General features: G+C 32.5%; 12 protein-coding genes and 1 tRNA gene. 5 read left to right on the forward strand and 8 right to left on the reverse strand.

The window, feature by feature from the left end; all coding sequences use genetic code 11:
• Positions 1 to 69: 69 nt before the first annotated feature.
• The 4 genes from LL966_RS18210 to LL966_RS18225 all read right to left on the reverse strand — a co-directional run bounded on the left by LL966_RS18210 (position 70) and on the right by LL966_RS18225 (position 5549).
• Positions 70 to 444, reverse strand: coding sequence for a hypothetical protein (locus LL966_RS18210; protein ID WP_229355206.1), 375 nt, complete (start codon positions 442 to 444; stop codon positions 70 to 72).
• Positions 445 to 481: 37 nt separating this feature from the next.
• A complete protein-coding gene (locus LL966_RS18215) occupies positions 482 to 1306 on the reverse strand; it encodes an N-acetylmuramidase domain-containing protein (RefSeq protein ID WP_229355207.1) in 825 nt (274 codons plus the stop codon).
• On the reverse strand, positions 1303 to 3456 hold the full coding sequence (locus LL966_RS18220) for a hypothetical protein (protein WP_229355208.1): 2154 nt from the start codon (positions 3454 to 3456) through the stop codon (positions 1303 to 1305). Before LL966_RS18220 ends, LL966_RS18215 begins: the two co-directional genes overlap by 4 nt.
• A 77-nt stretch (positions 3457 to 3533) precedes the next feature.
• Positions 3534 to 5549: a hypothetical protein gene (locus LL966_RS18225; RefSeq protein ID WP_229355209.1), complete on the reverse strand. Its 2016-nt coding sequence runs from the start codon at positions 5547 to 5549 to the stop codon at positions 3534 to 3536.
• 263 nt (positions 5550 to 5812) lie between these two features.
• On the opposite strand from LL966_RS18225, the gene LL966_RS18230 reads away from it, so the two are divergent.
• The 4 genes from LL966_RS18230 to LL966_RS18245 are packed head-to-tail and all read left to right on the forward strand — an operon-like array spanning position 5813 to position 8294.
• Entirely contained in the window at positions 5813 to 6244 is a 432-nt protein-coding gene (locus tag LL966_RS18230; protein WP_229355210.1) for a hypothetical protein, read from the forward strand.
• Positions 6245 to 6251: 7 nt separating this feature from the next.
• Positions 6252 to 6899: a hypothetical protein gene (locus LL966_RS18235; protein ID WP_229355211.1), complete on the forward strand. Its 648-nt coding sequence runs from the start codon at positions 6252 to 6254 to the stop codon at positions 6897 to 6899.
• Entirely contained in the window at positions 6872 to 7654 is a 783-nt protein-coding gene (locus tag LL966_RS18240) for a sensor histidine kinase (RefSeq protein ID WP_229355212.1), read from the forward strand. Before LL966_RS18235 ends, LL966_RS18240 begins: the two co-directional genes overlap by 28 nt.
• Entirely contained in the window at positions 7644 to 8294 is a 651-nt protein-coding gene (locus tag LL966_RS18245; protein WP_229355214.1) for a response regulator transcription factor, read from the forward strand. Before LL966_RS18240 ends, LL966_RS18245 begins: the two co-directional genes overlap by 11 nt.
• 1 nt (position 8295) lies before the next feature.
• Here the strand turns inward: LL966_RS18245 and LL966_RS18250 are convergent, their stop codons facing one another.
• Positions 8296 to 8808, reverse strand: a complete 513-nt coding sequence (locus tag LL966_RS18250; protein ID WP_229355215.1) for an adenine phosphoribosyltransferase — start codon at positions 8806 to 8808, stop codon at positions 8296 to 8298.
• A 112-nt stretch (positions 8809 to 8920) separates the two neighbouring features.
• On the opposite strand from LL966_RS18250, the gene LL966_RS18255 reads away from it, so the two are divergent.
• A tRNA-Arg gene (locus LL966_RS18255) sits at positions 8921 to 8994 on the forward strand.
• Here LL966_RS18255 and LL966_RS18260 read toward each other — a convergent pair.
• The 3 genes from LL966_RS18260 to LL966_RS18275 form a co-directional block, all read right to left on the reverse strand.
• Positions 8960 to 10510, reverse strand: a complete 1551-nt coding sequence (locus LL966_RS18260) for a recombinase family protein (protein ID WP_229355216.1) — start codon at positions 10508 to 10510, stop codon at positions 8960 to 8962. The two genes, LL966_RS18255 and LL966_RS18260, sit on opposite strands and share 35 nt — an antisense overlap.
• Positions 10507 to 10671, reverse strand: a complete 165-nt coding sequence (locus LL966_RS18265) for a hypothetical protein (RefSeq protein ID WP_180860250.1) — start codon at positions 10669 to 10671, stop codon at positions 10507 to 10509. Before LL966_RS18265 ends, LL966_RS18260 begins: the two co-directional genes overlap by 4 nt.
• A gap of 353 nt (positions 10672 to 11024) precedes the next feature.
• Positions 11025 to 12071, reverse strand: a complete 1047-nt coding sequence (locus LL966_RS18275; protein ID WP_229355217.1) for a hypothetical protein — start codon at positions 12069 to 12071, stop codon at positions 11025 to 11027.
• Positions 12072 to 12093 lie beyond the last annotated feature (22 nt).

Raw genomic sequence — 12093 nt, forward strand, 5'->3', positions numbered from 1 at the left:
TTTATAAAGCTTACAGAAAAAAACTTGCGCTCTTTGCGGTTAAAAAACTTGAAATTTGAAACAAAAATTCTAGCTGATTAAATAGCGATTCCAGATATGATCGCCGAGTTTTTGAATTCCAGTTCCTAGATTTTCTGTTTCTAGCTTGGCTCTTGAATTGTCATCAAAAATCATTTCTAGAAACAACTTTCCGTTTTCTTCGCAGACATTCCATTTTCCGTATTCTTTTGTAGACGATTGATTTGGAAGATAAAGTCCGCCACCTGAAACACTTCTGAAAGATTCCCTAATATAAACGGCACTAAAATCCGGATATAAATAAATTTGATATTTCTCTTCTTCATACCAGCCTCCACCAGAATAATCTCGGTCGCTTTTGGCTTTTTCTAATTTCAAAACTTTATTCGATAAAGAATTGATCATTTGATTTATTAAATAACTCATTTTTTTTAATTATTAATGGTTAATTGATAATTGTTAATTATCTCGAGTATTTCTGATACGCTCTCATCAATTTCTCGTCGTATTTATTGGTTTTGTAGGCTGGACCATTATATTTGAGAGCAAACGAAGCCCAGTTTTTATTTCTAAGTAATCCGATGAGATTATTCTTCTCAAGAAATAATCCAAAAGCTTTTAAATGTTCGCCCTCACTCTGATTCATTGCTTCTACAAATTCGTCTATATTTTTGTAACCTATTGAAAGCGCATTAAAACCCATAATTTGAAACAATCCCCAAGAAGCAGAACTATTTGCTGCGTCAATGATTTTTTTATCCTGACCTAGGTTTCTCGCTTTTTCAAGACGTGTATATTCTGCCGTTCCGCCAACGTAATATTTCTTCGTATAATTTTCGAATAAAATATCTTGAGTATTTGAATTCATATATAGTCTTGGATTGATTCCTCTTTTCTCCAATTCACGCCAGAAAATATGTCCTTCAAATAAGATTTTAGGACGACCGTCAATTAAAAAACCTTTTCCATTGCTTTCAACTTCATTAACCGCTTTTACAACTGCGAGTTCCAAATTAAACTGGTTAGAAAAATCGATTAAATCTTTTTCTGAAAGCAATTTGCTATTAGAAGAAAATCCGTTTTTATTTTTCTCTAAAAGTGAAGACCAGGTTTTCAATCCAACTACACCATCAACAACAAGATTATTCTTCGATTGAAAATCTTTGATCGCTTTGTCGGTTTCTGTTCCAAAATAATCGGAAACAATTACGTTGTACTTTAATTTAGCCAAAAGCTCATTTAAATAATAAACTTCTGGAGACTTTGCGCCTGCTTTTATAGTTCTCATGATTTTTTATTTATGGTGATTATTGATGCTTTTGAGAAATCAAAAACTTCATTTTTTGTACCAGTTAGATTGTCATTCTTATCAAAATAATTGACTTTATAGGAAATCAAAGTAGTATTCTCAATTGTATTTTTAATGATAAAATTGAACAGTATAGGTGTCGAAAACTCCGATTTTAAGCGTTCTACAGTAAACTTAGTTCCTGTTTCCTGAACTGTTAATTCAATCGTAATTCTATTTGTCGCAGCAGTCTGACCTTTAATTTGAACTTGAACATATCGATTATAAGCTGTTGATTGCGAAACAATCTGACTAAATTCGGAACTTATATTTTCTATATTTTCAAAATCAAAAAATACATTTTTCAATTGGCTAGAAGCATTCGGATTCAAAGCGGAAAAATCCAACAGTTGTGTATTGCCACTAATTAGTTCTGGATAAGTTTTAAAAAAAACACCATTACTGTAAGTCATGTTTTGATCGTAAACCAACAAAACAGAATTAAGCTTACAATTTGAAATTGATTGGTTTTCAATTTGTATTTTCTTTGCCGTATTATCAATTACAGTTCCTAAAATTTCACCAATTGTTTGCTCAATATTTAATTCTATAATACTGGAATCTTTAATTTCTTTATGTTTAAAATTGATGTTGGCATATTGTGAAATTGTATTATTCAAAGCGTTGATCATAATACTAGCTTCGGACAAATTTTCTGTAGAAAGATTGAATAAAAAGTGTTTTCCGTCTGTCGTAATATCCGATTGCTGCAGGAAATAATTACCGCTTACTTCATATTCTGCCGAAATATCATTGGGAAATAAAAACTGGATTTTATCAAAGAAATCCGTTGTGTCACCATCTAAAAAGTTGTTTTGAAGCAAAGCAATTTTCAATTTCGCCAAATCAAAATCGGAAAGATTTGGTCCGATAGCAAACTGAAAACTAATCTTTGAGATTTCTTCCGCAGTTCCCGTTCCTTCTTCATACGCATGAAAAATGGTTGAAATACAAGGCTTCATAGTATTTAAGTCTTTGGATAAACTGTAAACTTTAGCAATCAGCAAAAACGTATTCGGCTGAACCATAGATTTATAAATCGAAAGTTTACTGAAATTATATCCCGCAACAAAAATCTGCTTGAATTGAGAAAAATCTTCATTTAGGTTAAAAGGAATATTTACAAACCCGCCACTGATAGTTTTGTACAAACTTATTGCAGGATCAGCACCAATAGGGAAACTTAGGGTTTTATTGATTTTTAGCAAAAAAGTACTTTTGACGTATTCCTCTTGAACATTACTTTTGATACTATTATCCAATTGAATTCCTGATATAATCGTCTTTGGAGCAACTTTAGTTTGCAGATCATCTCTTACCATCAACGGACTGCTAATAATCGTGGATTTGGGCGTTAATGTCGCTCTAGGCGAACTCAAATCTGATTTAGTAACAATTTGGCTTTTTAAAATCGAAATATCTCTCGCAAACAGAAAATTTCTTTTTATTTTAGAATACCCTTTAAAATCGAAAAAAAGATCAAGATTACATTTTAAGTCATTTAGATTAGAAACAAGGTTTAAAAATGCAATTTTGACCGCTTCATCAATCAAATCAAATTGAATTTCTTGTGTTGCTGTATTGACAATCCCGTTAACTTTTATAAAATCTAGATTTACTTTTAGATTTAAAATTGCTTCTTTTAAATTCAGAGGAATACTTTTCTGATTGGCTTGCAAAGGCTTTTCTTTAATAGTATATTTCAAAGTTACTTTTCCCCGAAGTCCGCCTTTATTTCCCGATTTATCTGGCACATTTTCATAATAAAAAACAGTTCCGTTATTGGGTACAATTTCAATTTGAGGAAATAACAATGTAATTTCATTCTTAAAATAATCCTTAAAGGAATCGTTCTCTGTAATTGCTTTATCACCTTCAATGAGAGGAAAATAACTTTCAATAATCGGAAAAACTAAAATAGGTTTTATATCAATCGAATGAATTATCGGATGTTCAATAACCTTAAAATCATTTGCTTTATTAATGGCAATGGTAGAAAATGCTGTGCTAGGTTTGGCAGGTTCAAGATTAAACCTGTTTATGGGAACCAATTTGGTTCCTTCGAGCTTAAATGTATTTAAATCTGGCATAACGTTTTGGTTTAGTGATTAACATTTGAAGAAACAAAAGGGACATGACGCCCCTTTTGCTTACTAACTCAAAAAAACTATTCCATAAATGGAGCTCTGATTTTCTCAATATCTGCGTTTTGAGCATCAGTTCCTGTTGGGATTTCAAACAAAACATCTCCTTCTTGATAATCTATTTTGATGTAATCTGTAGAAATGGAAACTTTTTTAGATTTTTTACCGATTTTACCGCTACAAGTATATTTCACCTTGTATTCTGTTGGTTTAATAGTATAATCCAATTCATACCAAGCTCTGTACGGAATGGCATCTTCAAAATTATCAACGGTAAATTTGAACTTTTTAGAAGACATTTTATCTACCTTTAAAGTCACTTCAAGTGTATCGCAATCGTACAATTCTTCGGTTGATAACGTGTAATTAATCATGTTCTGAATTGGCAGCGGAACGAAGATTTTTGTTCCCTCAAACTCAAATTCTCTTTTAGTATCTTTAAGCTTGATTCTCTTATCCTTTTCGTACATTACTTCTTGACGAACTTTAATCTTAGAAGATCCATTATTTTTTACAAAATCAAATACAAATGCATTTTTTTCTTTTGATTTATCGTTCCATGTTGCAGGAAAAATGGCGTCGATTTCTTTACCCGATCTGCTCGTATTTTTCACATATGGAGTTCCTTCCGGCGCAATCATTCTTCCGGAACTTTTCCAGATTAATTTTCCTTTAGAATCCGGATATCCAACTTCAATAGAAACCTGACTTACCGGACTATCATTGACAATATCGCTGTCTTTGTCCAGTTTGATTAATCCTCCGTTTAAAGAAGCGATAACTTGAACTTTAGAAAAATCTTCATCCAATTGAATTTCAGTGATGTAATTTTTCAAATCTGTTTTTGCTTCAGCTCCCGATTTTAAAGTCAAAGGCGTTAGATTACCGCTAATTTTTGAATCTAAAACTTCAATGGCAGAGAATTTTATTTCATCTGTAAACTTTACTTCTCTTATTTGAGATCCGTGTTTTAGGCTCACTCCCACACTTCCGCCTCCAAAAAGAATTCTAAAAAATCCGCCTGGTTTTTCTGGAGCTGAAGCGGGTGTAAATTGCTTTTCTGGCGCATCAAAAATTTGTTTTTGAACCAATTGAAAAGCAAAATCTCTTTGTTTTTGAAAAAGCGCTTCTTCTAATTTTTTTCTTTCTTCGTTGGAAAACTGATTATCAGTGATGATTTCGCTGACAATTCCGCCTTGAGTTAAGATTTTTTCGTATTCACTTTCCCAATTTACATCAACAAAAGACCAGCTAACATTGGCTTTTGCTGAAAAATAAGTATGTACTTTTTTAACATCTACAGTTGTTTTAATTGTCGTTGTTGGCATGTAGCCTTTGTACTTAATTTTATTTTCGATAACCAAATTATTCGATCCGGCTTCTAATGCATTTTTGACTAAAGAAGCACTATAGCGTCCCATAAGTACTGAAAGCGCATTATCTCCCAATCCGAATGTGGTTCCTGCGCCTTCTCCTTGAATATTAAACGTCCACGGATTTGCACCTCCAAACGGATTATTTGGCGATTTTTCACCCACAACGTGCATCGTAATGGTGTTTTCTGTCAATTGAATTGGTCTGACATTGGTTTCATTAAAATCCCTGTCAACTCCTTTCAAATAAGAAAATAATCCAAAAAGTTTTGACTGTCTTTGATTGTTGTAATTCGTATGTAGCTTTTGCTTTAGTTTATCAATTGCTTTCTTCAATAAAGCTTCAGGCAAATCGATTGTACTGGTTAAAGTAGTATAAGCTCCTGCCTCTTCTTCCAATCCTTCTGCACCAATTACGGTAGACGAATCTCCTTCTGATTTAAAAACCTGCATCGCAAATTTGAATCTTCCGTCGGGATGTTTCGCCAAACGAGGCGCTTTTGGATAATAATAAAACTGCATTGGCAGACCGGCATCTCTCAATAATATATTGTTAGGATCTGGCGAGAAAAGCACTGCATAATCTGCTCCATCTTCTTTCTCTAAAAGAATTTCTACTGTTCCGGCTCCTGCATGAGGATAACCTAGGGCTGTTGGTCGTGACATAATTTTAAAATTTTAGTTAATTACTTAATGAGGTTTAAATTTTTGAATGCCCGTTTTTTACATTAAAACTGACGATGTAAAATTCTATCTTTATAAAATATTACGTAACAGCACTTTAACCCATTTTTTAGAATCATTTTCACCCAAATAAAAAAGGGTATATTTCCCCTTGCCACAACTTTACGTTTCAGATAATTTTGTCTCGATCAGTTTTTCAAAATACTAGTAACTAAATATTTAACCAATCAATAAATAATAGAACCATGAAAAATCCTCCTGCAAAGCCAAGTCAGCTAATTAGTAAAGAATTTGCTAAGCAATTAAATGTGAACTACAACAACAGAAAAGCTTCTCTTAGTGCCAAAAAAGCACAGAAAGAAGATGCTAATGCCATTTGGTATTCCTTAGAAGAACTAGAAAATTACATACATTACATAAAAACCAACGGAGCAAAAGACGGATATAATGTAGATGGAATCCGTTTCTACTTTGGTGTTTATCCTGATGATGAAAAACATGGAGAAAAAGCTGGATTAACAACTTTATTTTTAGTTCCAACTGGAAAAAAGATAGAACAAACCACTGCTAAAGTTCAAAGCTTCGCTTTTGCACAAGAAGCCTTATCTTCTGACATACAAAGCCTTGAACCAATGAATTATGGAAACATTGGAAGACCGCCAAGTTTAACCTATTAAAAAAACTATGTTTGAATTTTTAAGATCTTACATCATTTATCTGGCTTTTTTATCAGGACTTATTGGTTTATTTTCGCTTCCAAAACTTCCTGGTAATAAAGCTAAATTTTTAGTACTTTTAATCTGGTTTTCAATTCTAATTGAAATTGTGGGATATTATTTTACGTATTGGACAGGGTTACTGAATTATTACGTCTACAATTTCTACATGTTCGCCAGTTTTTCTGCCTATATTTTACTTTTACGAGCCTTACTTACTAAAATAAACAATAGACTTTTAGCCATTCTATTTCTGGTTTTATTTGCTGTTTCTTTCTTTCTAAACATTTTATATTTTAAAGAAGACACCAATCGATCCTTTACCTATAGTTTTGCAATTGGAGTATTATTAGTTTTAATATTATCCTGTTTATATTTAGTAGAAATTTTCAATTCAAACAAAATATTAAATTTTAAGAAGTCAGTTTTTTTCTGGTATGTTTTGGGAATACTCGTTTTTCATGTTCCTTTCACCCCTTTTATGCTGGCTATCAATTGGTTTTTAATCAAACAAGACGAATCTATATTTAGTTTAGTACTGTTTATTTTGAATTTCCTAGCACATTGCTGTTTTATAATCGGATTTATATGGAGCGAAAAGAAATACAATTATTAGTTATTTCCTTAGGTATTGTTTTCTTTACCCTAATTATCACTCTGGTGATTATTTTCTTTTATTTTTTAAAGAAGAGAAATAAATTTTTGGTAGAAAAAATGGAAGCCGATTTGTATTTCCAATCCGAACTCGTAAAGACACGAATTGAAATTAAAGACCAAACATTGTCCGAAATTAGCAAAGAATTGCATGATAATATTGGGCAGATCATTTCTGTGGCGATCATGCAACTGAATATTTCAATTAGCAATAAAAATGTTCAGATAAGTGAACTCAAAGACCTAAAAGCTGTTCTAGCCAAATCTTTGGATGAATTGAGAATTCTTTCGCGGATTATAAACAAAGACAATTTGCTGCAAAATAACTTTCTAGAAGCCATTCAGCAAGATTTAGAACGGATTAAAAAATTAAAGAAAATCAAATACAACTTTCATCAAACTGGAACGGTTCCCAGTATAAATGAAGAACATGAATTAATCATTTATCGCATTTTTCAAGAAGCGCTTCACAACAGTTTAAAACATTCTAGAAGCGATTTATTTGATGTTTATATCGAAACAACAGATTCGGTTTTTAAATTGAAACTAAAAGATTTCGGAATTGGATATGATCTTAAAAAATCAAATTCAGGAATCGGACTAAATAATATGAAATTGAGAGCCAAATTAATCGGCGCCAAATTAATCATAAATTCAGATCAGACAGGAACCGCCGTCACTATTGAATATCCATTAACTCAAGGCTATGAAAACTAACTCAAAAAATAAAATTCTGATTGTTGATGATCATTTACTATTTTCTCAATCTCTCGAATTATTAATTAAAAGTTTTGGCGATTACGAAGTAATTGAACGTTTTGAAAACGGAAAAGTTTTTATTGATTACATAGAAGAGAATTCTTCAACAGAAATCGATCTTATCTTACTAGATGTCAATATGCCAGTTTTAGACGGTTTGAGTACCATGAAATGGCTGAAAGATTATCGTCCAGATCTAAAAGTAATTGCTTTATCTGTGAACGATGATGAAGAAATCATTATTAAAATGATTACAAACGGTGCAAAAGGCTATTTATTGAAAGATACGTCGCCCGAAATATTTAAAGAAGCGATTGAATGTGTAATCGAAAAGGGTTTTTATTTCACCGAATTAGTTTCTGGAATGCTGATTAATAAAGTCAATAGCAGTGATAAAAAAATCAATTTAAAAGAAAAAGAGATTGTTTTTATCAAACATGCCTGCACCGAGATGACTTACAAAGAAATTGCATCAGAAATGTGTTTAAGTCCAAAGACTATTGACGGTTACCGAGAATCTCTTTTTGATAAACTTGAAATAAAAACCCGAATCGGATTAGTGCTTTATGCCATTAAGCATAAAATTGTTTTTGTTTGAATTAATAGGTTAAAGCGGCAAAAACGGGATATTCTTGAATTTTTTCTCTTCCATTAAGAAAAGTAAGTTCCATTAAGAAATTGCATTGAACAATTTCGCCACCTAATTTTTCTACCAATTCACAAACTGCCTTTGCGGTTCCTCCTGTTGCCAGGACATCATCGTGAATTAAAACTCGGTCTCCTTTTTTTATGGCATCTGTATGCATTTCTAAACTATCAAAACCATATTCTAATTCATAAGATGCAGAAATTCTATCAAAAGGAAGCTTTTTTGGTTTTCTTACGGGAACAAAACCAGCATTTAATTCTTGAGCAAGCAACATTCCGAAGAAAAAACCACGACTTTCGGCCCCAACAACCTTATCAATTTTTTGATTTTTTAAAGAATGAAGCAAAACTTTTAGGCAATTTGTTCTTGCTTCGGGGTTATTTAGTAAAGGAGTGATATCTTTAAACAAAATTCCTTCTTTTGGAAATCCCTGAATATCACGTATATAATTTTCAAACTGCATTTTTTTTTAATTTTATGTTATTTTTCCCTTGTTTATCTCACATTTATGTCTATCTTTGCACCCGCAATAAGCAATCAACAAAGCTACGAAAATTAGCTGATTGTAGCAAAAAGGCCTCGTGGCGCAACTGAATAGCGCATCTGATTACGGCTCAGAAGGTTACTGGTTTGAATCCAGTCGAGGTCACTCTATGGGACAAAAGATAAAAATCATCTTTTGTCCCATTTTTTTTTGCCTTTAACTCCTTGTTAATCATATAAATACCCTCTACAATTTTGTTCACTCTAGCGGTTTGTATTTTATTTTCACGAATCGTAAAATTTTCAGGATAAACCAAACCTATTAAGCTTCGAGCTTCCGAAAGATCCATATCCGCATAAGCCACATTCATTTTAATTAAGTTCTCAATGCCTTTATTTAAAAGGGATTCGATGCTGTGTCTATCTTTTGCAATGGAGGATAATTCCCTTTCAAGGTTTGTAATTCGTGCACTATAGTCATCCTTCATTAATTTATAATCATCCGAATCTATTTTTGATGTTAAAAGAAGATCCCTTGCATTACTTAATCGAAGTTCATAATCTTTAATCTGTTCTAAAAGTCGTCGTTTCTGTTCACCAGCATTATTAGCCAATTCTCGGTGAGTTTCAAATATTACAGATGTGTATATTTTTTTGACCTCTGGTATTGGCTGGTATTTTTTTAGGTCATCAATAAATAATTTATTGGCTATTTCAGAATTGATTCTAAATTTACACTGGGCTTCGCAATGATAATAATAGTAATGTTTATGTCTGCCTTTACACTTGCTTCCCTGAAGCTTTTTTTGGCACTTTGGACAATTAAAAAATCCTCTAAGGGGAAATTCTACAACTGTTTTAATTTTAGGTCTGTAAATACGGGATTTTCCATCTAAAATATCCTGAACATTATAGAAAAGACCTTCCGTAATTAAAGGCTCATGCTGTCCTGTAACTAACATGCTTTCTTCATCTTTATATTGGGGGACAAAAATTTTACCACAGTAAATTGGATTTCGAATTAAACCCCACATATTGCTTTTGGTTCTTGTAAAACCTCTTCTGCATGCAAGATGGTAAACCTGTTCAGTGTTAAACACTCCTCTTGCAATTTCTTCGAATATCCATCTCATTACTGATGCAGCCGGCTCTACAAGAGCAATATATTTAGTTCCGTCCTCTTTTGATTTATTTGCATAACCAAAGGGAGCAGTTCCCATATATCTTCCTTCTTTTTTAGCTCTTCGCATTCCATGAAAAGTATTTAAAGCCCGTCTGTCGTTCTCTACTTCTGGGGCAGCGAGATAAAAAGCAAGCATCATCTTATTTTCCGGAATAGATAAATCAAGAGGCTGTTCGATAGCTTGTGGCTCCACTCCAAGTTTTCGTAGAACACTTATCATTTGGTATGCGTCACCAGCATTTCTACTAAACCTGTCCCATTTTGTAAATAAGACAAAGTCGCATTTGTTTTTTTCTCTTTTAAGATTAAGAAGTAATTTATTCCATTGTGGTCTATTAAAGGTTTTGGCTGAATGATCTTCGTAAATAACATTACGAACTTCAATATAATTTATAGAACAATACTTACGTAGGACTTCTTCCTGATTTCTTTGTGAATATCCTTTCTCAGCCTGCTCGTCTGTGCTTACACGAATGTATAAATCTGCAATAATACTCATGATTCTAAAAATTTTGAAACGACCGCATGGGCCAATTTTCGTAAAAATAGCAAAATTTCAGTTGCTTCTTCAATTGTAACATTCATACCCTCAGAGTTTAACATTTGCATAGCTTTCTCTGGAGTTATTTTTCCTCTCATTTTTTCTTCTTCATTTTCCATCATCATTTAATTAAATAATAAAAGCCCTTTACGGGCTTTCATGGTTATTTACCTGTGTTCAATCGTAAAAGTAAATCTTGCTTCCTTGTGTTTTCTTAAACGAAGGCTCGTATTTAAGATATCCATAATCACTCAATTCCTGGATGCATCTGTGGTAAGTATGCGGTGAGGAAATCTTTGCTATTGGTGTTATATCATGTCTATAGACCTGTATTGGGTTTACAAACTGATTCTGCGTCCTATACTGAAGCAGAGACATGTAAATAGCAATATGTGTCGAGCTTATTCGAAAATCATTTTCAATTGCTGTAAAAAAGTCCGATAGCGGTTTTAAATTTTCCATTTTGAATAATTTATAAACTTTTACTTTTAGCTGTTCTATGTTGTCTTTGAGAAGACTGTATCGCTACATACTTTGCTTGCTTATTTGAAGTTTTGGAATTTTGATTTAAAAGATCCGAAAGCAATACTTTTTTTAAATCTTCATTGTGGATCAAAAGCCCTCTATTTTGTGGATTAGCTTCTACATAAAAATTTTGAGAACTGCCATTTCTTTCTAATTTAACCAGCTCTCTGCCTCCATTTTTTAAAGATCTCAAGATTTCCGCAACTTGTAATTGATCCAAAGAATTTATAGGCAATTCTTCCAAAGCCTTCTTTAAATCATAGCCGTACTCTTGAGGAAATTCTTTTACTCTATAACTGCCAGATGCATCTTTATCATTTAAATCCAATTGCTTCCAGATTCCATCGATCAAAACCGCCCGACCTGAAAGTAATTCATAAGACTGTCTTGCATTAACACCATCGTCTGTAAAAAAGTGCTGTCTATTTTCTTCATTTTTGGATTGTGAATAAAGACTGGTTTTAAATCCTTCAAATTGATATTGGCCGGACTCATCTTTTCTAAAATTAAGAGAATGATCTAGTCTCTCTTTTTCATTTAAATAGTAAGAAACAGGCACAATAAATTTCGTTTCTCCCAGATTCAAATATCGCTCGACTTTTTTAAAAGCATCTTTAAAACCTATTCTTTCCAATTTTTCCTTAAGCTCATTGTTAGATTTCGCTTCAATTTTGCTGTAAATAGAAGATTTTAATCTCACATTCATCCTTAGAACAATGTTTTTATAAATAAACCTTCTTAGCTTTTCTGGGTATAACTGGTTTACCAGATTATCGTGCTCGCCTTTCACAACTTGAAGAGTAAGGTTTTCATAAACACTATTCGTCTTACGATATCTAGCCAGCACACTTTCATACCATTTTAACTTCTCCTTTAAAAGAGAAGTTTCAATTGAAGGACTGGAACGGAAAAGCTTTTTTAGGATTTCCTCTTTACTATTCCAATCGTTTATTTCAATTGCAAGACTATTGGTAAGGGACTGATCGTCCATCATTTTTTACTTTTGATTATTTATG

Origin of the sequence: Flavobacterium chungbukense, assembly GCF_020805785.1 — a bacterium.
GTDB classification, from domain to species: domain Bacteria; phylum Bacteroidota; class Bacteroidia; order Flavobacteriales; family Flavobacteriaceae; genus Flavobacterium; species Flavobacterium chungbukense.